We start from the raw sequence: 20,280 nt of genomic DNA on the forward strand, positions 1-20,280 counted from the left end.
CCCGGCTCAGTCGGCGGTTTTGTCAGACTTACCGCTCGCGACCTTCTCGGCGGCCGCTTCCTTGTCTTCCTCGTCGCCGGCCTCATCGGCGGCTTCCGGCGCCGCCGCGGTGGCCGCCGGCTCCTCCGGGGTGCGGCGGACGCGGCCCGAGCGGGAGACCGGTGCGACCGCCGGGGGCTCGTCGTCCTCCTCGTCGTCCTCGGCCGGGCGGATCGTGCGGCCCACGGCGAACATGGCGCTGAGGGCGCCCACGAACAGGACGACCAGCGCGCTGTTGAGCCGGGCGCCGCTGAGCATCTGCTGCACCACCAGCTCCAGATCGCTCACCTTGCCGGCCAGTTCGAGCACGCGGGAACCGGCCGTGCGGGTCAGCAGCTCGGCGACCACCAGCAGCAGGCCGGGACCGCCGCCGGCGACCGCGTAGAAGCCCCACGGCACGTCCAGCTCGCCGCTGCGCTTGCGGGCGCGGCGGAGCAGTTTGTAGGCCACCAGGCCGGCCGCGAGACCACTGAGGAACGACTGACCGTACGAGAACCACTGGGCGGCGCTGGCCTGTGAGGACTGTGTGTCCCGCGAGCCGAGCGCGGTCAGCAGCGGGCTCTGGAACAGGTTGAGGACGAAGCCGACCACGAAGACCGCGACCGAGCCCCACCCGATCGCGGTGATCACGCGGGGGACGCGGAAGCCGGCCAGGGCGCCGCCGATGGTGGCTGCGGCGGCGATGGTGCCGCCCACCACGGCGTACATCCAGCCCTCGGTGTTGATCGTCACGACCGTGAGAGCGCCGATCAGGCCGATGAGCAGGCCCGTGCCGGTCGCGACGGCGAAGCGTGCGGTGGCGCCGAGCGTGCGGCGGCGTGAGATCAGGCCCAGCACGGCGAGGCCGACGGCGGCACCGGTGACGAGCGCGGCCGAGATGGCACCCGGAAGCGCGTACGCCGTGGAGGTCACCTCCATCTCGGCGTCCTCACGGCCCGTGATCGTCGCGCGGGCCGACCACAGCATGGCGCCCATCCAGATCAGGGTGGCGAGCGCCAGGAGAAGACCCGTCGACGAGGGTTGCTCGGCGCTGGCGTCCGCTTTGGGCGGCGCTGGGGTTTCCTGCTCACTCATGGCCCTCAGAGTAACCGCCGAACCTCGGAGGAGCGGCCGGGCGTCCACAGCCCGGCTTGCCAGACAATGCGGCTTTTGGGGGTCGCCGCGCCGAATTCGGGAACGCGTACGTACCTTTTCGTCCGTTTGCTGCCCGGCATCGCCGTCTGACCGTTTAGGTCGCGCCATTTTACCTGGTCAAGAGCAAGTTTCGTGGCCGAACGCGCCGGGCCGACACTCGAAGTCGGACTGTCTGTGCGGGACAGTCGTTTGTGGAGACGCAAAATGGACGGATCGGGCGAAATCCTGGACGTCGGCGCGACAAAGTGGCAGCTTAGAAGGCATGCCCGACTCTCAAATCAATCCCACGGCTGCCGCTTTGCTCGGCCTGCTCCACGAGGGGCCCATGACCGGCGGACAGCTCATGGCGGCTGCCGAACGCCGCCTCGGGCCATACTGGTCGATGACGCGGAGCCAGGTCTACCGCGAATTGCCGGTTCTCGCCGAAATGGGCTATGTCCGTCTCGGTAAGCCCGGACCCAGATCCAGCCAGCCCTACGCCATCACCGCCGCCGGCAAGCGAGCCTTCAGCCGGTGGCTGGCCGAGTCTCCGGGCCGGGACGCTCTGCGTAACCCGGTCGCTCTCCGTGTCGCCTTCGGGGAGCAGCACAGCGGCAATCAGTTGCAGACCCTCTACACCGGCGCGAGCGAGTACCACTCCGAGGCGCTCGCCATGGCCAAGGAGCAGGCGAAGGAGGCGAAGAAGGCGGGGGACTCGTACGGCGCGGCCGCGCTGGAGTTCGCCGTCGCCTATCACAAGGCCGCTCTCAGCTGGCTCAAGGTCGCACCGGCCAACTGAACAGGTTGCAGCCCCGGCCAGATCTTGGCCGGGGCAGCGTATTCTTGACTGTCGTGACCGCTGCCGACTATCCCGAGCAACTCAAAGCCCTCGACGCCACCCTGCGCAACATCGAGAACGTCCTGGACGTCGACAAGCTGCGGCGGGACAAGGCAGATCTCGAGGAGCAGGCCTCAGCGCCCGACCTCTGGGACGACCAGGCCCGCGCGCAGGACGTCAACAGCCGTTTGTCGTACGTCTCCGGTGAGATCAGCAAGCTCGAAAGGCTGCGCTCCCGTCTCGACGACGCCGGCCTCCTGCTGGAGATGGCCGAGGCCGAGGGCGACAGCGCCTCGGTCGACGAGGTCGGCGAGGAGCTCGTCACTCTCACCAAGGCCATCGAGGAGATGGAGGTCCGCACCCTTCTCTCCGGTGAGTACGACGCCCGTGAGGCAGTGGTGTCGATCCGGGCCGGCGCCGGTGGCGTCGACGCCGCCGACTTCGCCGAGATGCTCCTGCGGATGTACCTGCGCTGGGCCGAGCGCCACGGCTACCCGACCGAGGTCTACGACACCTCGTACGCCGAGGAGGCCGGCCTCAAGTCCGCCACCTTCGCCGTCAAGGTGCCGTACGCCTTCGGCACGCTCAGCGTCGAGTCCGGCACCCACCGCCTGGTCCGGATCAGCCCGTTCGACAACCAGGGCCGCCGGCAGACCAGCTTCGCCGGCGTCGAGGTGATGCCGGTGGTCGAGACGACCGACCACATCGACATCCCGGAGAACGAGCTCCGCGTCGACGTCTACCGTTCGTCGGGTCCTGGTGGACAGAGCGTTAACACCACCGACTCCGCTGTGCGCCTGACGCACATTCCGACGGGCATCGTCGTGACGTGTCAGAACGAGAAATCGCAGCTTCAGAACAAGGCCTCGGCCATGCGCGTGCTCCAGGCGCGGCTCCTCGAGCGCAAGCGCCAGGAGGAGGAGGCGGAGCTCGCCGGCCTCAAGCAGGACACCACTGGATCATGGGGGGACCAGATGCGGTCGTACGTCCTCCACCCGTACCAGATGGTCAAGGATCTGCGCACTGAGCAGGAGACGGGCAACCCGTCGTCGGTCTTCGACGGCGAGATCGACGAGTTCATCGAGGCCGGCATCAAGTGGCGCAAGACGTCCGAGAAGGCCAGCTGATCCCGGGCTCCAGGTGATCTCCGTACGCTTGGCGACGGCGCCCGGACGGTCTGTCCGGGCGCCGTCAAGTTTTGACGCCTCGGGTGCAATTTGGCGGACCCGGCGGGGTTGGCGTTTTCGTTACACCGCGTAGACTGCGTTCCCGTGATTCAGCTCGAGAACGTGACGAAGACGTACCCCAAGGCGTCTCGGCCGTCGTTGGACGATGTCAGCGTCGGTATCGAGAAGGGTGAGTTCGTCTTCTTCATCGGCCCCTCCGGTTCCGGCAAGTCGACGATCATCAAGCTCCTCCTGCACGAGGTCGCTCCGACCCAGGGCAAGGTGATGGTCAACGCCAAGGACGTGACCTCCATCCGCTCGTGGAAGATCCCGCACTTCCGCCGCTCGATCGGCTGCGTGTTCCAGGACTTCCGCCTGCTGCCCAACCGCACCGCGTACGAGAACGTGGCCTTCGCCCTCGAGGTCATCGGCAAGACCAAGGCCGTCTCCCGGCGGGTCGTGCCCGAGGTCCTCGAGCTCGTGGGTCTCGGCGGCAAGGAGCACCGTTACCCGCACGAGCTCTCCGGTGGTGAGCAGCAGCGTGTCGCGGTGGCCCGCGCGTTCGTCAACCGGCCGCTCATCCTTCTCGCCGACGAGCCCACCGGTAACCTCGACCCGGACACGTCGATCGAGATCATGCGCCTGCTGGACCGGATCAACCGGACCGGCACCACGGTCGTGATGGTCACGCACGACTCCAACATCGTCAACCAGATGCGCCGCCGCGTCATCGAGATCGAGAGCGGCCGCATCGTTCGTGACCAGGCCCGAGGCGTCTACGGCTGAGCCGGCTCCGCCCCCCCCATCCCCCAAGAGATTGACTCGGTAATGCGCGGAGTCCCGGAAGGAACCCCCCGATGCGCTTGAAGTACGTCCTCAACGAGGTCCTGGTGGGCCTGTGGCGAAACGTCACGATGACGGTCGCCATGATCATCACCATGTCGGTCTCGCTGACCATGCTGGGCGCTAGCGTCCTGCTGTACTTGCAGGTCGACCAGATGAAGGATTACTACTACGGGAACATCGAGGTCTCGATCTTCCTTCGCTCGGACGTCACCGAGGCCCAGCGCCAGGCGATCGACCAGGCGATCTCCTCGAACCCGCTGGTCGCCGAGCGCACGTACGAGACGCGCGAAGAGGCCCTCAAGCGCTTCCAGAAGCTGTGGGAGGACTCGCCCGAGTTCGTCAAGGCGGTCGGCCCCAACAGCCTCCCCGAGTCCTTCCGGGTCAAGCTCAAGGACCCGGAGCAGTACAAGACCTTCGCCGATCAGATCAAGGGCCTCCAGGGCATCCAGGACGTGATCGACCAGCGGACGCTGCTGGAGAAGGTCTTCAACATCTTCAACGCCATCCAGGTGGGTGCGCTTGTGGTCGCGGGGGTGATGGCGTTGGCCGCGCTGCTCCTCGTGGGAAACACCATCCAGGTCGCGGCGTACAGCAAGCGGCGCGAGGTCGCCGTGATGAAGCTGGTCGGCGCCTCGAACTGGTTCATCCAGGCCCCGTTCGTGCTCGAGGCGGTGGTGGCCGGCCTGATCGGCGCCATCCTCGGCTTCGTGGCGCTGTTCGTCAGCAAGGTGGTGCTCTTCGACCACAAGTTGCAGGCCTTGACGAACATCCTCACGCCGATCGACAACGGCAACGTCTGGCTGATGCTGCCGGTGCTCGCGGGCGTGGGCGCCGTGGTCAGCGCGGTCACCGCGTGGGTCACCCTGCGCTTCTACCTGAAGGTCTAACGCTCGACGCTGTCTCACACCACGGCCGCGTTCCCTTTCCAGGGGAATGCGGCCGTTGGGCGTTTCCGGCGGGTACGGTGGCATCCCGTGGGGTCTTATAGCCGGATTTTTGCCTTCTTGGTGATTTGTGCGAGTCTGCTCGCCGCGCCGAGTCCGGTCGGCGCCGACCCGAACAGCCCCGATCAGGCCGCCCGGGCCGTCCATCAGGCCGAGGCCGTGCTCGAGGAGGCCACCGACGCCGCCCGGGCCGCCGCCCGTCGCCTCGAAGCGGCCACCGCGGCCATGCCCGCCGCCCAGCGCAAGGTCGCCACCTCCCGTGGCTCCGTGGCCGCCGCGGTCACCGCCGCCAACACCGCCTCCCGCCGGGCGCAGGCCGCACGGGCCGCCTACGACCAGGTCGCCGGCCGCTTCCAGCAGGCGCAGGACCGGGTGGCCGAGTCGCGCTCCCGGGTCGACCAGATCGCCCAGGCCAGCTACATGGGCAGCAACATCGCCCGGATCAACATGCTGGTCGAGGCGACCGGCCCGGCCGACATGATGGACCGGCTGAGCCTGGTCGAGCAGATCATGCGCACCCAGCAGCGCGAGGTGGAGACCCTGGTCGGGGCGCGGCGTGAAGCCCGTACGGAACAGGACCGAGCCGGACTCGCCAAGCGCGAGGCCGAAGAGGCCGAAGCCGCGGCGAAGGCCAAGCTGGCGGCCGCGAAAGCGGCCCAGATGGCCGCCGAGCGTGCCCGGAAGGCGCTGGAGGCCCTGGCCGCGAGCCGGGCCCAGGCGCTGCGCGTGGCGAACTCCCAGCGGGCCGCGGTGCTCGCCCGCTACCGCGCGGCCAAGGCCGAGGAGGCGCGGATCCAGTCGGCTCTGCGCGGCTACTCGGTCAAGTCGGGGGAGACGCGCTACGAGGGCGGCCGGCTCTACATGCCGGTCAACGGCTGGAAGTCCAGCGACTACGGCCAGCGATACGACCCGTACTACCGGGTGTGGCAACTGCACGCCGGAGCGGACTTCGCGGCCGGTGGCGGCACACCGATCCACGCCGCGGCGTACGGCCGGGTGATCAGGGCCGGATGGGCCGGTGGGTACGGCCGCTACACCTGCCTCGACCACGGCAAGATCAGCGGCGTCGGCTTCACGACGTGTTACGGGCACCAGTCGGCGATCCTCGTGCACATCGGCGAGTACGTGCGCCGCGGCGAGATCATCGGCCGGGTCGGCACCACCGGCGCCTCCACCGGCAACCATCTGCACTTCGAGACGCGCTTCGACGGGGTGCCCCGCAACCCGGTGCACTACCTGCCGTCGTGTCTGTGTTGACCCCTGTAACATTGACGGGTTGGTTTCGTACTCGTCCATAGGGGGTCGCTGGTCATGCCACGCGAACAGGGGCGCAAAGTCGTCGCCTCCAACCGCAAGGCCCGCCACGACTACAGCATCCTCGACACGTACGAGGCCGGTCTCCAGCTCACCGGCACCGAGGTCAAGTCGCTGCGGGCCGGCCGGGCGTCGCTGGTCGACGCGTTCGGCCAGGAAAACTACGGCGAGCTCTTCCTGCACGGCATGCACATCCCGGAGTACACGCAGGGCACGTGGACCAACCACGAGCCCCGCCGCACCCGCAAGCTGCTGCTCCACCGCGAGGAGATCGCCAAGATCCGCGGCAAGCTCCGCGACGACGGCGTCACGCTGGTCCCGCTCCAGGTCTACTTCAACAACGGGTACGCCAAGGTCGAGATCGGCCTCGCCAAGGGCAAGAAGAGCTACGACAAGCGGCAGGACTTGGCGGCACGAGACGCCCAGAAGGAAATCAACCGGGCAGTCGGCCGACGTGCGAAAGGCATCAGCTGAGGTATGCTCCGCCCGCTTCTTTGATCTTCGCGGGGGGAATCAGCCGTTGCCTTCCAAGCATTCCGTGCGCCTGTTCGGCCCCGCCCGGTTCGTTCTGAGCTTCGCGGTCGCGATCCTCGTCCTGTTGGTCGTCTGGATCGCGGTGCGGGCGGTCGGCCCGGCCGAGGCGGCCCGGCAGCCGTCGGTGACGCTGCCGTCCATGCCGCAGGTGCCGCTGGCCATCTCGAACTCGCCGGTGCCGCCCACGTCGGCCGCACCCACGTCGGCCACGCCGTCGACGTCCCGGTCGGCCTCCCGCACCCCGTCGGCGTCGCCGTCACACAGCCGAACGGCGACCACACCTCCGCCGTCGAGCACGAGTTCCAGCCCGCAGCCGGAGAAGTCGACGTGGAACCCGACGACGAAGCCGGCCACGACCGCGCCGACCACGGCACCCACGTCGGCCAAGCCCCAGAGCGACATCGAGGCCCAGCTGTCGGTGACGGCGAGCTGGGAGGGAGGCTACGTCGCTTTCGTACGGGTGGAGAACGACGGAGACGCAGCGGCACAGTGGCGCGTCAGCGTGTCGCACTCGGGGCTGGACGACATGGAACTGCGCGGCGTCTGGAACGCGACGGGCAGCCGGAACGGCAGCAGCCTCAGCTTCAGCGGCGGTTCACTGGCCCCCGGCAAGTCCGCCACGTTCGGCTACCAGATCACGAAGAGCGGCCGGGGCAACGCCCGCCCCGCCGGTTGCAGCGCCGTGGGCGGATCTTGCAGCGTGAGGTAAACTTTTCGGGTGCCGCAGTGATGCGGCCCGACTAGGGGGTGACTGGTTTCGACTTCGTACGTGGAGACAGGGGAAGCGAGCCGAGGAAGCCGACGTCGTCTCGAGAATCGGTCGTCGGAAACTTATAAGCGCCAAGGATAACTCCCGCGCTGACTTCGCTCTTGCCGCCTGAGGTAAGTAGCAAGTCTGTCGGCCTGGGGTCGCCTTCGACCCAGTAGCCGGCATCAGCTAGAAGGCTGGCCAAACAGTCCCAGTCGTGAGGACTGCACGGCGAGATCAAACACGACTGGGCCCGCCATCCGGACTTGCTCACGTGAGCCGGAGGGCCGAGTAGAGGCATAGTGAGCTGCGCTCGGAGAAGCCCTGACGAAGCAACGAAGGACCCGGGTTCGATTCCCGGCACCTCCACGGCATGGCGGCCCCCTGCTCGCGAAAAGCGCGAGCCGGGGGCCGTTTCGGTATGTCTGCTCAGGGGGCCGAGCCCCCTGAAACCCCCACGGTGTCTGTTGGTCGCGCTCTTGGGTGGATGGGCTGAGTTCAAGTACGCGGACACCACCTCCACGAGAGGGAGCCTGCTTGACCCGCAGCGGCGGGGAAGGGTCGGCTTGAAAGCGGCGGCACCAACGGTGCCGCCGCTTTCGTTTCCAGTTGGCTGCGGAGATCGCCGACCTGCCTCCTGGTCCAGGCGCCTTGAGCCGTAGCGAACGAGTTGAGGCAGGGCCCTGCCTCAACTGAGAAGCTCAGACGGGGTCCCTCGTCATGTCTGCTCCCGGGCCCGAGCCCCGGAAGCCCCACAGCGCGGTGGTTGCGCCGGACGTGACGGTCGCAGTGAGTTCCGCATGTCCCCATTGCGGGGAAGTCTGCCTTAGGTGGAGCGTTTGCCGTCCGGCGAGATTGGTGGCCGACGGGCGGAGCGCCCCGGTGTACTAACGTCTTGTGAGTGAAGGACCGGCCCCAGGCATATCAGCCTATGACGCTCGCCCGCCTCGGAGTTCTGCTGGACGGTGTTGATGACTCAACACGGTGGCGCCTCGTCGCAGAGTTTCTGGAGGAGTATCGCTGGGAGCCTGTTGAGTCGCGTCCGGGGCTTCTTGAGGCTGAGCCGGCTGGTACAGGTGATGAGCACTGGGACGTGTTTCTGGCTGCGCTCGCCGAGCATGTTGCAGCTCGTGACGGCCGCGACGGACCCGCCTGGGCGGGGTCCAGGTCCCTGCGGCGGTTCTGGTTCCCGTTCAACGGTCGTGCGGCGAGGGTCGATGCGGTCGTCCACGCGCCGGCAGCATTCCGGCGCCGCAACGTGTTCGTTGCTCGGCAGGAGCTGGAAGTGGCATGAGCGACGACGGTGTATTGCTTGATCGAGGTGCCATCGAGGATGCATTCCGACGGCTGGGGGACCGGCTGGCACGTCGACCATCCCGGTTTGCGGGTGTCGGCCGCCTCGCCTGAGCACCTCCTCGCGATGAAGGTCTTGGCTGGGCGCCGCCGGGACGCCGATGACGTGAAAGTATTAGTGGCGCACCTTGAATTGACATCGGTCATCCAGGTGCTGGAACTCCTCGCAGAGATTTTTCCGGAGGAAGAGGTCCCGCCGAGGGCTCGGCTGATTCTCGAAAGCATCTTCGATCCCGAGCAGTCTTGAAGTACCGGTGTAAGATCAGATGATGCCTTGGCCCGGAAGGGCTTAGGTGTCATCTGATCGACGGCTTTCCGCCCGTATGGATCTCGACCGGTGAGAACATTTTGGTGGAAGTAATTCGCCGAGAGCCGACGCGGCGAGGATGCCGTGTTTCGCGAGGAGCCGCTCGACCACTTCTAAACGCTGACGCTCGGTACGATGCTGAATCAATTGGCGACCGAGGCTGGCCAGCGTAGTCGCCAAGGATGCGGCAAGGCCGATGAGAGCAAGGGTTGCAGGCACTTCAGTAGCGCTTGGAATCTCTCGCGGTGAACCCCGCAAGGCTAACAAGAGGGTCGACCGGTATTCGCGTTCGAAATTCCACGACGTTGATCCTTCCGAATGGCGCGCCTCGCAGAGAAGGGGAGATCTGCAAATCTCGCTGTGCAGCATCTCAGCCGTTGGTCTCCTGGAGAAGGCCGACTTGTTGTCCGACTTGTCGTACCCACCTGTTGTCCGACCTGCCTCTGACCTGGCTTTTTTGAGATCTGACGCCGTTCGATCAGGCACAAAATCATGGGTGTTGGAGTTTTGTCGGTGATTGTGGGCGGTCAACGCCGATAATCACCGACACGCTGCTCGTTCAAGCAAGGCTTCATCGCTTGCCTCGTCAGGATCGTTGGCGGCAACGACGCTCGTCCGCTGAGGTTCAAGTAGGCCGACAGCATCTCCACGGCATGGCGGCCCCCGGCTCGCGAAAAGCGCGAGCCGGGGGCCGTTTCGGTATGTCTGCTCAGGGGGCCGAGCCCCCTGAAACCCCCACGGTGTCTGTTGGTTGCGCTTCTGGGTGGATGGGCTGAGTTCAAGTACGCGGGCACCACCTCCACGGCTGACGGCCCCTTGTTCGCGAAGACCGCGAACCGGAGGCCGTGTCGTGTGGCGTTGACGGGTGTCAATCTTTGGTCGCTGCTTGGATAGTGTCGGTCGGTGCGCTTCGCCATGAGCAGCTTGACCCACGTTCGGCTGAAGGAACTGCTGGCTGTGCTGCCGTTGACGCTGACGGTCGTCGCCGCGGTCGTCGCAGTGTTCTCCGATGCCGGCCGGTCGGGGGCCGTTCTCGTGCCCTTGACCGTCGCGAGCGCTGCCTGGGGGCATTTCGGCTGGCGATGGCTGGTGCGCCACGACGACCAGGGAAACGCCGTCGTTGGCTATCTGGCGGGGTTGTGGCTGCTTGATGCTGGGCTCGTGCTCATCGACCCGGTGTTCGTCATCGCGGCCATCGCGGGCCTGATCGCAGCGGCAGTGCTGACGTTCGACTGGCGTGGCTTCCCGGCAGTGTTCGCGTTCTCCGTGCTCCTGCACGTGGTGTCGGGACCGCCGGAGAGCGCGGGGACGTGGGCCATCGCGCTGGCCGTGGTGGTGGTGCAGACGGTTCTGCTCGGTGGGTCGGGCATGGTCAGCCGGTGGGTCGAGAACCAGAACGAGCAGCGCCGGCAGGCCGTCGGGGCCCTCGAACGGGCGGCTGCCGAGAACGCGCTGCTGCAGGAACGGCTGGTCGACCAGGCGCGGACGGCGGGGGTCGCCGAGGAGCGCGCGCGGCTGGCCCGCGACCTGCACGACACGCTCGTGCAGGGGCTTGTCGGAGTGCTGCGCCAGGTCGAGGCGGCGCAGATCGAGCCGAGCGGCGTGCATCTGGAGCGCGCCGCCTCACTGGCGCGATCCACGCTGGACGACGCTCGCCGGTCCCTTCACGCGCTACGGCCGGCATCGTTGGCTGACGGACTCGTGGCCGCCGTGGAGAAAACCACGGCCCAGTGGGCCGAGGACATGGGTGTCGAGGCGGTCGTCCGGGTCGAGGCGGTGCCGGTCCTGTCCCGTACGGCGGAAGAAGTGCTCCTCCGCGCTGTGGGTGAGGCCCTGAGCAACGTGGGCCGCCACGCCGACGCGGGTAGGGTCGTGGTGACCCTGACCGGGATGGACGACGGGGTAGTGCTCGACGTGCACGACGACGGCCGGGGGTTCGATCCGGGCGCGATCGCCGCTGGGCACCTCGGCTTGTCGGGCATGCGCGAGCGAGTGCGGGTGATCGGGGGACGCATGGAGATCGAGTCGACCCCAGGCCAGGGGACCGCACTGTCGATCGTGTTCCCGCTCTCATGATCCGGCTGGTCATCGTCGACGATCACCCGGTGGTACGCGACGGGTTGCGCACCATACTGTCCGCGCGCGACGACATCACGGTCTGCGGGGAGGCCGGCGACGGGCCGGCCGCAGTCGCGCTCGTCGGCGAGGTGCGGCCCGACGTCGTGCTGATGGACCTGCGAATGCCCGACGGGGACGGCGCTTCCGCGATCGAGGAGCTGTCCCGGCGCGGTGATCCGGCGCGGGTGGTGGTGCTGACCACCTATGACACCGATGCTGAGATCCTGCGCGCCGTGCGCGCGGGCGCCTTGGGCTACCTGCTCAAGAACGCGACGCCCGACGAGGTCGTCGGGGCGGTCCGGGCCGCGGCCGAGGGCGGGTCGGCGCTCGCGGCCCCGGTCGCCGCGAGGCTCCTCGCCCACGTGCGGGGCGCCACGCCACAGCCGGCCCTGTCCGACCGCGAACTTGAGGTGCTGCGCGTGGTCGCGCGCGGCCGCAACAACCGGGAATGCGCGGCCGAGCTGTTCATCAGCCAGGCGACGGTGAAGACGCATCTGCTGCACATCTACGAGAAGCTCGGCGTGACTGATCGCGCGGCCGCGGCCGCGGTCGCCGCCGCGTTCGAGCGGGGGTTGCTCAGCGGGGGATGACAGGTCCATCAGCCGGGTGGTGGATTTCGACGATCAGCCGCCGGGTTCGTTGTCGATGAGGCGTTCCGGGCGAACCGTTGAAGCATGAGAGCCTTGATTCTCGTCCTGATCGTCCTCGTCGCCGGCTGTTCGTCACCATCGTCGTCATCCGAGGCCCGGGTGACGATCTCCCAGGGCGAACTGCGCGGTGTGGCCGACGGCGAGGTCACTGCCTTCCACGATGTTCCGTATGCCGCGCCGCCGGTCGGCCCGCTGCGCTGGGCGCCGCCCCAGCCACCCTCTTCGTGGGCGGGGGAGCGGGACGCGACCGACCCCGGCAGCCGCTGCCCCCAGCCCGACCCGGCCGGAAAGGTGATCGGCGCCGAGGATTGCCTGACCCTCTCGGTGCACCGACCCGCGTCGGGCGGCAAGCGGCCGGTACTGGTCTGGATCCACGGCGGCGGCTTCCGGCTCGGCGGCGCCGACGAGACCGACCCGCGAGCGCTCGCCGCCGAGAACGACCTCGTCGTAGTGTCGATCAACTACCGGCTCGCGGCCCTGGGCTTTCTCTCGGCGCCCGGCCTCGACGGCGCCGGCTCCTTCGGGCTGCTCGACCAACAGGCCGCCCTGCGCTGGGTGCACGACAACATCGCCGAGTTCGGCGGCGACTCTGACCGCGTCACCCTCTACGGCATTTCGGCCGGCGGCGACAGTGTCTGCTCCCACCTGGCGTCGCCGGCGTCGAAAGGCCTGTTCCACCGGGCAATCCTCGGAAGCGCTGCCTGCCACGGCACCAACGCGCTCGACGTGCTGGTGCCCGGCGTCGGGCCGGCCGGCGACACGTGGAAGACCCGCCCGGTGGCCGACGGGATCGGCGCGGCGTTCGGCAAGCAGCACGGCTGTGACGACCCGGCCACGCTGATGGACTGCCTGCGGGCGCTGCCGGCCGAGACCGTCGCCGCCGCCGGCCCGTACTACTTCAGCCCGACGGTCGGCACGCCCACGCTGCCCGTCCGTCCGTCCGAGCGCCTCGACCCCGACATCCCGCTGCTGATGGGCGTCGTCGGCGACGAGGGAGCTTCCCTGGTCGCCGGCGTCTACGCGCAGAAGCCCCTCGACCGGCAGGCATTCTCCGGTCTGCTCCGCAAGCTGGCCGGCCCCAAGGCCGACGAGGCTTTCGCTGCCTACCCGGTGACCGGCCCGAACGCGAACCGCGCCTTCGCCGACGTGTACGGCGACCGCGCATTCGCGTGCCCAAGTCTCGAGATCTACCGCAAGTTGGGCGACCGGGTGTGGGCTTATGAGTTCACTGAGCCCGGCGCCCCGCCGCTGCAATGGACGCCGTCCGCCGAAATGAGGGGAACCGCGAGCCACGGCTCCGACATGTCATTCCTGTTCACGTTGACCAAGGACAACCCGACGCTGACGCCGCCGCAGCAGGAGCTGGCCGCTCGTATGCGCTCCTCGTGGGCGTCGTTCGCCTCCGACGGCCGCGCGGACTGGCCGAGTTTCAGCGAGGGCGGAGCGGTCATGAACCTGCGTACTCCTGCCCCCGCTGTCGAGACTGAGGCCGCGATCAGCAACCGCCATCATTGCGATGTGTGGGGCTGATCCTCGAAGGCATCTCCGATCCTGAACACGTCGCTCAGCCGGCGGTGTTGCGCCAGCGGATCCAGAAGTTGCTGAGGTCTGTCGTTGTTGCTGACTGCAGTGCTGCGCGCAGCTCTGCCGGGCGTGCCACGCCGAACTTCTGGGTGGTCAAGTAACGCCGCAGCCCGGTGCGCATCGCGTTCCCGCCGATCAATGCCTCCAGCTCGTGGAACATGCAGGCACCGTCGCCGTAGACGGCGGGAACGTACTCGTCGCGGCGGGTGTCGTAGTAGTCCATTCCGGCGTCGAGGCGCATGGTGTCGGAGAACCAGAACGGCGCGCCGGCGCAGTAGTCGGGAATGCCGAGCAGCTTCGTGGTGGTGTAGTGCGTCAGCGACTCGTCCAGCCACGGATGGGCGTACTCGTCGTTGCCGACCAGGGCGTACCACCACTGGTGCGCCACCTCGTGCACGGCCGGAAGCGCGGCCGGCTCGGACAGGATGAGGGTCGGGTATTCCATCCCGCTGAAGCCGTCGAAGCCGCCGATCACGGTGTCCATTTCGGGGTACGGGTACGGGCCGTACTCGCCGGCCGCGAACTCCATCGCCCGCGCGACCTGCCCCTGCACCTCCGCGGCGGCTTCCGCGGTCACGTCCGGCGTGTACCAGGTGCGCAGGCGCACGCCGGTCGCCGTGCGCATCTCGGCGCGGCGGAACGGCCCCGCCGCCCAGGCGAAGTCGCGCACCAGCGGCGCGGTGATCGTCGTGGTGGTGCGGCCGCCGTTCCGTTTCTCCGCCAGCACGGTCCCGGTGGCCGGCACGGCGAGCTCGTCCGGGTGGTTCAGCGACACGGCGAAGTTGCTGGTCAGCGAATAGAAGCTTTCCGCGTTCGCCACGTACGGGGGTAGCTGCCAGCCGCGCTCGTCGCGTACGGCGAGCAGCGGCAGGGCGTTGCCGAGGAACGAGTACGGCCCGACCCGGCCGAACCGGTCCGCCCGCTCCGGCACCCTGATGGTCAAGTCGAAGGCGACCGCGGCGGGTTGTCCCGGCGCGGCGGGCCGGCTCAGGCGTACCGGCAGCGCGGTGCAGCCGACGGCGAGCGGGCCTGCCTTGCCGCCCTCGACGGCCGAGACGGCGATCGCCGGGGTGGTCGTACAGCCGTCCGGGCCGTTGCCCCACAGCCGCAGCCAGACGGTGTCGAGCGTGCCCGGTCCGTTGTTGACGAAGGCGACCCGCTGATGACCGCGCCAGGTGGCGCCGGTGTCGTCGGCCGAGAGCCGGACCTGGTAGGCGACCGGCTGCGGACCGGCGGCCGGATAGGCACCCGTCGCCGCGTCCGGGGCGGCGTACGCAGGCACGGCGGGTATGGCGGCCGCGACGACGGTGGTCGCGGCAGTGAACAGGCGTGCGTGTCTCATGGCGGTCAGGATCGGGGGCCGGGATCGACGTACGCGATCCTTTCGGGCAGGGTCGAAACATGCTGCGCCTGTTGTTCGAACCCGCCGACCGGGGCCGGGTCATCTTCGACATCGCCTGGCACGCGGAGACCATCGGCAGCGTGCAGGCGCTGCGGCAGCCCGTGTCCGGGCCGTTCCTCGACCGGTGGCGGCAGACCGTCCGGCCCCGGGTGCGCGGTTCGGCGACTGCACTCTTCGACGTGATCCCGGCCGAGGGCCTGGTCCCGGACTTCCTGACCCCGGAGGGATACAGCGGATGGCCCTCCGACCGGCTCGCCGAGGCGCTGCGGGGTACCGGCACGGCGACGGCCTGCGGTCAGCTGCGGGGGATCGACGACGCGCACCGCCGTACCCTCGTCGGACTCGCCGACGCGCTGGAGGCGTACCACCGAATTTGTATCGCACCCACGATGACCACCGTCGATGCGCTGCTGCGGGCTGAGCTTGCGCACCGCGCGGGATTGATCCTGACCGATGGCGTCGATGCGGCGCTGGCCACCCTGGGCCCGGACATCCGCTGGACGCCGCCGGTGCTCGAAGTGCGCTCGCCCGCCGAGGGTGAGGTGCGGCTGGGCGGGCGCGGGCTGCGCCTGGTGCCGTCGGTGTTCTGGAGCCGCCCCGGGGTGATCGCGGAGGCGAGCGGCTGGCCGACGCTGACCTACCCGATCCACCCCGCCCCCGCGTCCGCGGCGGAGCCCCGCGACGACCCGCTGGCCGCGCTCGTCGGCCCCACCCGCGCCCGGGTGCTGCGCGCCCTGGTCACCGGCCGCAGCACCACCGGGCTGGCCCGGGATCTGCAGATCAGCGCCGCCTCCGCGTCCGGGCACGTCACCGCGCTGCGGGCCGCCGGCCTGGCGGCCACCCGGCGGACCGGGCGCGCCGTTCGGCACACCCTCACCCCGCTGGGCCTGCAAGTCCTCGCGTCGACCCGGTTCAGGGCAGGTCGAACGGAAGCTTGACCCCGGCGAGCGCGATTCCTGCGCCGCATTAATGGTCGCCTCAGATTCGCTCGGTACGAAGTCGGCATCCGAAAGCGATGCAAACCGAACGGAGGAGGCCAGTGATGGCAGTCAACGCAGCGCCGCCCGGGGAAGTGCCGGCCGGCCGGTTGGCCGGCCGGTGGGTGCCGTGGTTGGTGATCGGCTTGTGGCTGGCGCTGGCGGCGGTCATGGTGCCGCTGAGCGGAAAGTTGAGCTCGGTCACGACCGACAAGGCCGTGGACACCCTGCCGGCCGGCGCCGAGTCCACCAAGGTGGCGGTCCTGGAGGACAGCCTGCCCGGCGGCGAGGACAACACGTTCGTCTTCGTGTACGACCGCGCCGGTGGCCTGACCGCCGCCGACCGCACGGCGGTCGAGCGCCAGTACGACACCCTTGCCAAGCGGTACCCGCCGACGGCGACGGCGGCGGCCGATGGCGAGGACGACGGCCCCGCGACGAGGGCCTCCGCCGACGGCAGAGCGATGATGTTCACCCTCCAGGTGAGCACGTCCTACGGCGCACCGGAAACTCTGATCGGCCCACTCCGTGAGGCCGCGAAGGACCGCCCCGCCGGCCTGGAACTCCACGTGACCGGCCCGGCCGCGATCGACGGCGACATGGACGCCATCTTCGACGGCATCGACCTTCAGGTCTTCCTCACCACCGTTGTCGTCGTCACACTCCTGCTGATCCTCACCTACCGCAGCCCGGTGTTGTGGTTCATCCCGCTGGTCGTCGTGGGCGCGGCCGCACTGACCGCGATGGCGACGGTCTATCTGCTCGTCAAGGGCTTCGGCATCGTGGTCAACGACCAGAACTCGGCGCTGCTGACGATCCTGGTGTTCGGCGTCGGCACGGACTACGCGCTGTTGCTCATCGCCCGGTACCGGGAGGCGCTGCACCACCACGAGAACGTCCGGGTCGCCATGGTCCACGCGCTCCGCAGCGCGGCGCCGGCCATTGTCGCGTCCGCGGCCACAGTGGTCGCCGGCCTGCTCTGCCTGCTCGCCGCGGACCTGAACAGCACCAGCGGATTGGGCCCGGTCGGTGCGGCCGGCATCCTGTGCGCGCTGGTGGCCATGCTGACGCTGTTCCCGGCGGTGCTCGTGGTGCTCGGCCGGCGGATCTTCTGGCCGGCCGTCCCGCGATTCAGCGCGGACGTGGTGGAGAAGCCGGGGCTGTGGGGACGGCTTGGCACCGCCATCAGCCGCCGCCGGTGGGTGGCGACGCTCGGCTCGCTCGGCGTCCTCGGCGTATTCGCCATCGGGCTGTCGGGCAACACCGGCGCCCTGCGGGAGCAGGACCAGTTCCTTTCCGCGCCGGAGTCGGTCACCGGCTTCACGGTTCTCCGCCAGCACTTCCCGGAGCTCGGCGGCCAGCCGATGACGATCTTCACGAGGCCGGCGTACGAGGAACGGGTCCTCGGCGTCGTCCAAGGCACCCGCGGAGTGGCCCTGGCCGTCCCGGAGCAGACCAGCGGTGGCTGGGCCACCATCTCCGTCTTCCCGGTGGACGCGCCGGACACCGTCGCCGAGTACGACACGATCAAGCGGGTGCGCACCGCTGTGCACGCGGTGAGCGGGGCGGAGGCGATCGTCGGCGGGCCGAGCGCGGAGAACCTCGACACCGAGGTGACCACCCGTCGCGACGAGAAGCTGGTGATCCCGCTGGTGCTCGCCGTCGTCCTCATCGTCCTCGGGCTGTTGTTGCGGGCGTTCGTGGCCCCGCTGGTCCTGATGGCCACCGTGATCGTCTCGTTCGCCGCGGCCTTCGGCGGCAGCGTGTTCGTCTTCGACACGATCCTCGGGTTCCAGGGCGTCGACTATTCGGTGCCGCTGCTGGCCTTCATGTTCCTGGTGGCGCTCGGCGTCGACTACAACATCTTCCTGGCCAGCCGGGCCCGGGAGGAGACCGTGCGTCTCGGCACCGGAGCGGGCATGCTCAAAGCCCTCTCGGCCACCGGTGGCGTCATCACCTCGGCCGGTCTGGTCCTGGCCGCCACGTTCGCCGTCCTCGCCACACTTCCGCTGGTGATGCTGGTCGAGGTCGGGTTCCTGGTCGCCTTCGGCGTGCTGCTCGACGCCCTGCTCGTGCGGTCGGTCCTGGTGCCCGCCCTCACCCTGCTGATCGGCCGGCGGATCTGGTGGCCGAGCCGGCTGTCCCGTCCAACGGCGGAGCCACCGGCCAAGCGTCAGTCGCTGGCCGACGAAGAGGAGCCCGCGCTGCAACGGTGAGCGGGCACCGTCCCGGGTCTTGTCAGGGGAGCCCCGCGGCCGGAAGGGCGACCCGAAGCAGCGCGCCACCGCGCGCGGAGCGGGCGATGGTGGTCCGGCCGCCGTGGGCCTCGACCACCCGCTGCACGATCGACAGTCCCAGCCCGGATCCCGGCAACGCCCGGGCGCTGTCGGACCGGTAGAACCGGTCGAACACCCGCGGTACGTCGGCGGCGTCGATACCCGGCCCGGCGTCGTCGACCTCGAGCACCGCCGACGCGCCCTCGGCGAAGAGCCGAACCTGGACCGGCTGGTCCGCGGGGGACCACTTGCCGGCGTTGTCAATGAGGTTGAGCACCGCCCGCTGGAGTCCGGCGGCCCGGCCGCTCACCCGCAGGGACGTGACGTCGAGCGCGACCTCGATGTCGGGCATGCGGGAACGCGCCCGGGTCGCCGCGGCCACCACCACGTCGGCGAGGTCGAGCAGCTCGGTGCTCTCGTCGCTGACGTCACCGCGCGCCAGGTCGGTCAGCTCGGCGGCCAGGGTGCTCAACTCGGCCACCTGGGCGCCGAGATCGTTGAGCAGCCGGGTCCGGCTCTCCGCCGGCAGGGCGCTGTCCAGGGTGCCGCGCCGATCGAGCCGGACCAGCAGCTCGACGTTGAGGCGCAGGCTGGTCAGCGGGGTCTTGAGCTCGTGGGCGGCGTCCTCGGCGAGGAGCCGCTGGGCCTGCCGGGAGTCCCGGAGCGCGGCGAGCATGTTGTTCATCGACTGGGTCAGCCGCCCGATCTCCCCACCGCCCTCGTCCGGGATGTCGGCGTCGAGATCCCGGGTCTGCGCGACGTGTACCGCGGCGGCGGTCAGCCGGTCGATCGGCGCCAGCCCGGTCCGCGCCACGGTCCGCCCGACAAGGGCGCCGCCGGCCACACAGAGCAGTCCGATCAGGAGCATGCCGAACCCGAGCTGGTTGATCGGGCCGTCGTCGGCGAGACGGGCCACCTGGACCGCCCCGTCGCCCGCCCGCAGTGTGTAGATCAGGTAGCCCTCGTCGCTGTCGGTCGACTCCATCAGATCGGCCGACGCGCCCCGCGCGACGCGCATGGCGTGCTCGCTGACCGGGGGCAGGGCGGGTTGGCCGACCGGCGTCCGGGCCGAGCCGTCGGGCAGGAGGACCCGCACCAGCCGATCGGATCCGGGATACGGCGGTAGCTCGACCCGGGCCAGACCGGCGCGCTCCGCGTTCGTCGCGAGGACGCGGGAGTCGGCGCGCAGCTGTTTCTCGGCGGTGTCCCGCAGCTTCCCGTCCAGCAGCTCGGTGGCCACCTGGAAGGCCGCGAACACGCTGACCGCGATGGCCGTCGCCGCGATCACCGTCATCCTGGTCCGCAGGGACCGCCGGCGCCACCATCGGGTCAGCCGGCCGGCGGGTCCGCTCACGGGGGAGTCTCCCGCAACGTGTATCCCAGGCCGCGCAGCGTATAGATCAATCGCGGCTCGCCCTCGGCCTCCATCTTGCGGCGCAGGTAGCTCACATATACCTGGAGGTTGTTGGCGGTGGTGCTCATGTCGAAGCCCCAGATCGCCTCGAACAGCGCGTCGCGGGTCAACACCCGGGTCGCGTTGCGCACGAGGACCTGTAGGAGCGAGAACTCGGTCCGGGTCAGATGCAGCGACCGTCCTCCCCGCCACGCTTCGAACCTGTCGGGATCGAGCCGGACGTCGGCGAACGACAGGACCTGCGACTCGTCGTCCCCTGGCGTGCGCCGTCGCAGCAGGGCCCGCACCCGGGCCAGCAACTCCTCGGTGGCGAACGGCTTGGGCAGATAGTCGTCGGCGCCCGCGTCCAGCCCGGCGACCCGGTCGGAGACCTGATCGCGGGCGGTCAGCATCAGCACCGGAAGATCCCGGCCGGCCGCCCGCAACCGGCGGCAGGTCTCCAGCCCGCCCAGGCGCGGCATCATCACGTCGAGGATCAGCAGATCCGGCGCGTCGCCACCGACCCCGTCGAGCACGGCGAGACCGTTGGCGACGGTGCTCGTGTCGTAACCCTCGACCTGGAGCACCCGCTCCAGCGACTCACGGATGGCCACCTCGTCATCCGCAATCATGATCCGCACGCCGGCCCGCCCCTCAGTCGGTGCTTTTCCGCTCATC

Annotated in this window: 19 protein-coding genes and 1 other RNA gene; 15 read left to right on the forward strand and 5 right to left on the reverse strand. The window is 69.2% G+C overall.

Annotated features, from left to right (window positions below):
* Window positions 1–6: 6 nt before the first annotated feature.
* Window positions 7–1,113 (reverse strand): hypothetical protein, encoded by a 1,107-nt coding sequence (locus ACQP2X_RS05120; protein WP_498694701.1) that lies wholly within the window; start codon window positions 1,111–1,113, stop codon window positions 7–9.
* Between the two features lie 322 nt (window positions 1,114–1,435).
* On the opposite strand from ACQP2X_RS05120, the gene ACQP2X_RS05125 reads away from it, so the two are divergent.
* From ACQP2X_RS05125 to smpB, 6 genes are all read left to right on the forward strand, one after another.
* On the forward strand, window positions 1,436–1,951 hold the full coding sequence (locus ACQP2X_RS05125) for a PadR family transcriptional regulator (RefSeq protein ID WP_097319359.1): 516 nt from the start codon (window positions 1,436–1,438) through the stop codon (window positions 1,949–1,951).
* A 53-nt stretch (window positions 1,952–2,004) separates the two neighbouring features.
* Window positions 2,005–3,117 (forward strand): peptide chain release factor 2, encoded by a 1,113-nt coding sequence (gene prfB / locus ACQP2X_RS05130; RefSeq protein ID WP_498694702.1) that lies wholly within the window; start codon window positions 2,005–2,007, stop codon window positions 3,115–3,117.
* 144 nt (window positions 3,118–3,261) lie between these two features.
* Window positions 3,262–3,942: a cell division ATP-binding protein FtsE gene (gene ftsE / locus ACQP2X_RS05135; RefSeq protein ID WP_097319361.1), complete on the forward strand. Its 681-nt coding sequence runs from the start codon at window positions 3,262–3,264 to the stop codon at window positions 3,940–3,942.
* Window positions 3,943–4,013: 71 nt separating this feature from the next.
* Complete coding sequence (gene ftsX / locus ACQP2X_RS05140) at window positions 4,014–4,889, forward strand: permease-like cell division protein FtsX (protein ID WP_498694703.1); 876 nt, start codon at window positions 4,014–4,016, stop codon at window positions 4,887–4,889.
* Between the two features lie 120 nt (window positions 4,890–5,009).
* Entirely contained in the window at window positions 5,010–6,203 is a 1,194-nt protein-coding gene (locus ACQP2X_RS05145) for a M23 family metallopeptidase (protein ID WP_498694705.1), read from the forward strand.
* A 54-nt stretch (window positions 6,204–6,257) separates the two neighbouring features.
* The gene (gene smpB / locus ACQP2X_RS05150; protein WP_498694706.1) at window positions 6,258–6,734 is read left to right on the forward strand and encodes an SsrA-binding protein SmpB; all 477 of its coding nucleotides are present in this window, start codon (window positions 6,258–6,260) and stop codon (window positions 6,732–6,734) included.
* Window positions 6,735–6,773: 39 nt separating this feature from the next.
* Here the strand turns inward: smpB and ACQP2X_RS05155 are convergent, their stop codons facing one another.
* Window positions 6,774–7,196 (reverse strand): hypothetical protein, encoded by a 423-nt coding sequence (locus tag ACQP2X_RS05155; protein ID WP_498694708.1) that lies wholly within the window; start codon window positions 7,194–7,196, stop codon window positions 6,774–6,776.
* A gap of 58 nt (window positions 7,197–7,254) precedes the next feature.
* Between ACQP2X_RS05155 and ACQP2X_RS05160 the strand changes: the two genes are divergently transcribed.
* From ACQP2X_RS05160 to ACQP2X_RS05190, 7 genes are all read left to right on the forward strand, one after another.
* Window positions 7,255–7,503: a cellulose binding domain-containing protein gene (locus ACQP2X_RS05160; protein ID WP_498694710.1), complete on the forward strand. Its 249-nt coding sequence runs from the start codon at window positions 7,255–7,257 to the stop codon at window positions 7,501–7,503.
* Between the two features lie 34 nt (window positions 7,504–7,537).
* Window positions 7,538–7,914, forward strand: a transfer-messenger RNA (tmRNA) gene (gene ssrA / locus ACQP2X_RS05165).
* Window positions 7,915–8,443: 529 nt separating this feature from the next.
* The gene (locus tag ACQP2X_RS05170) at window positions 8,444–8,836 is read left to right on the forward strand and encodes a hypothetical protein (RefSeq protein ID WP_498694712.1); all 393 of its coding nucleotides are present in this window, start codon (window positions 8,444–8,446) and stop codon (window positions 8,834–8,836) included.
* Between the two features lie 18 nt (window positions 8,837–8,854).
* Window positions 8,855–9,142: a hypothetical protein gene (locus ACQP2X_RS05175; protein ID WP_498694713.1), complete on the forward strand. Its 288-nt coding sequence runs from the start codon at window positions 8,855–8,857 to the stop codon at window positions 9,140–9,142.
* Window positions 9,143–10,105: 963 nt separating this feature from the next.
* Window positions 10,106–11,278 (forward strand): sensor histidine kinase, encoded by a 1,173-nt coding sequence (locus ACQP2X_RS05180; RefSeq protein WP_498694715.1) that lies wholly within the window; start codon window positions 10,106–10,108, stop codon window positions 11,276–11,278.
* Window positions 11,275–11,910, forward strand: coding sequence for a response regulator transcription factor (locus ACQP2X_RS05185; RefSeq protein WP_498694717.1), 636 nt, complete (start codon window positions 11,275–11,277; stop codon window positions 11,908–11,910). Before ACQP2X_RS05180 ends, ACQP2X_RS05185 begins: the two co-directional genes overlap by 4 nt.
* A gap of 84 nt (window positions 11,911–11,994) precedes the next feature.
* A complete protein-coding gene (locus ACQP2X_RS05190) occupies window positions 11,995–13,500 on the forward strand; it encodes a carboxylesterase/lipase family protein (protein WP_498694719.1) in 1,506 nt (501 codons plus the stop codon).
* 34 nt (window positions 13,501–13,534) lie between these two features.
* On the opposite strand, the gene ACQP2X_RS05195 is transcribed toward ACQP2X_RS05190, so the two are convergent.
* Window positions 13,535–14,896, reverse strand: a complete 1,362-nt coding sequence (locus tag ACQP2X_RS05195) for a M1 family metallopeptidase (RefSeq protein ID WP_498694722.1) — start codon at window positions 14,894–14,896, stop codon at window positions 13,535–13,537.
* Between the two features lie 59 nt (window positions 14,897–14,955).
* Between ACQP2X_RS05195 and ACQP2X_RS05200 the strand changes: the two genes are divergently transcribed.
* Both ACQP2X_RS05200 and ACQP2X_RS05205 read left to right on the forward strand, forming a co-directional pair.
* Window positions 14,956–15,894: an ArsR/SmtB family transcription factor gene (locus ACQP2X_RS05200; protein WP_498694724.1), complete on the forward strand. Its 939-nt coding sequence runs from the start codon at window positions 14,956–14,958 to the stop codon at window positions 15,892–15,894.
* A 104-nt stretch (window positions 15,895–15,998) separates the two neighbouring features.
* Window positions 15,999–18,149 (forward strand): MMPL family transporter, encoded by a 2,151-nt coding sequence (locus tag ACQP2X_RS05205; protein WP_498694726.1) that lies wholly within the window; start codon window positions 15,999–16,001, stop codon window positions 18,147–18,149.
* A 22-nt stretch (window positions 18,150–18,171) separates the two neighbouring features.
* On the opposite strand, the gene ACQP2X_RS05210 is transcribed toward ACQP2X_RS05205, so the two are convergent.
* Both ACQP2X_RS05210 and ACQP2X_RS05215 read right to left on the reverse strand, forming a co-directional pair.
* Window positions 18,172–19,563 carry a HAMP domain-containing sensor histidine kinase gene (locus ACQP2X_RS05210; protein WP_498694727.1) on the reverse strand — a complete coding sequence of 464 codons (1,392 nt, stop codon included), beginning with the start codon at window positions 19,561–19,563 and terminating at the stop codon, window positions 18,172–18,174.
* Entirely contained in the window at window positions 19,560–20,234 is a 675-nt protein-coding gene (locus ACQP2X_RS05215) for a response regulator transcription factor (RefSeq protein ID WP_498694728.1), read from the reverse strand. The genes ACQP2X_RS05210 and ACQP2X_RS05215 overlap by 4 nt, the downstream gene beginning before the upstream one ends.
* Window positions 20,235–20,280: the final 46 nt, after the last annotated feature.

This window comes from Actinoplanes sp. CA-131856 (assembly GCF_050956135.1).
GTDB lineage: Bacteria > Actinomycetota > Actinomycetes > Mycobacteriales > Micromonosporaceae > Actinoplanes.

Coding starts and splice junctions, on each gene's coding strand:
- ACQP2X_RS05125 (WP_097319359.1), top strand. CDS start 1,436: ATGCCCGACTCTCAAATCAATCCCACGGCTGCCGCTTTGCTCGGCCTG.
- smpB (WP_498694706.1), top strand. CDS start 6,258: ATGCCACGCGAACAGGGGCGCAAAGTCGTCGCCTCCAACCGCAAGGCC.
- ACQP2X_RS05195 (WP_498694722.1), bottom strand. CDS start 14,896: ATGAGACACGCACGCCTGTTCACTGCCGCGACCACCGTCGTCGCGGCC.
- ACQP2X_RS05200 (WP_498694724.1), top strand. CDS start 14,956: ATGCTGCGCCTGTTGTTCGAACCCGCCGACCGGGGCCGGGTCATCTTC.
- ACQP2X_RS05190 (WP_498694719.1), top strand. CDS start 11,995: ATGAGAGCCTTGATTCTCGTCCTGATCGTCCTCGTCGCCGGCTGTTCG.
- ACQP2X_RS05120 (WP_498694701.1), bottom strand. CDS start 1,113: ATGAGTGAGCAGGAAACCCCAGCGCCGCCCAAAGCGGACGCCAGCGCC.
- ACQP2X_RS05205 (WP_498694726.1), top strand. CDS start 15,999: ATGGCAGTCAACGCAGCGCCGCCCGGGGAAGTGCCGGCCGGCCGGTTG.
- ACQP2X_RS05155 (WP_498694708.1), bottom strand. CDS start 7,196: ATGTCGCTCTGGGGCTTGGCCGACGTGGGTGCCGTGGTCGGCGCGGTC.
- ftsX (WP_498694703.1), top strand. CDS start 4,014: ATGCGCTTGAAGTACGTCCTCAACGAGGTCCTGGTGGGCCTGTGGCGA.
- ACQP2X_RS05215 (WP_498694728.1), bottom strand. CDS start 20,234: ATGATTGCGGATGACGAGGTGGCCATCCGTGAGTCGCTGGAGCGGGTG.
- ACQP2X_RS05185 (WP_498694717.1), top strand. CDS start 11,275: ATGATCCGGCTGGTCATCGTCGACGATCACCCGGTGGTACGCGACGGG.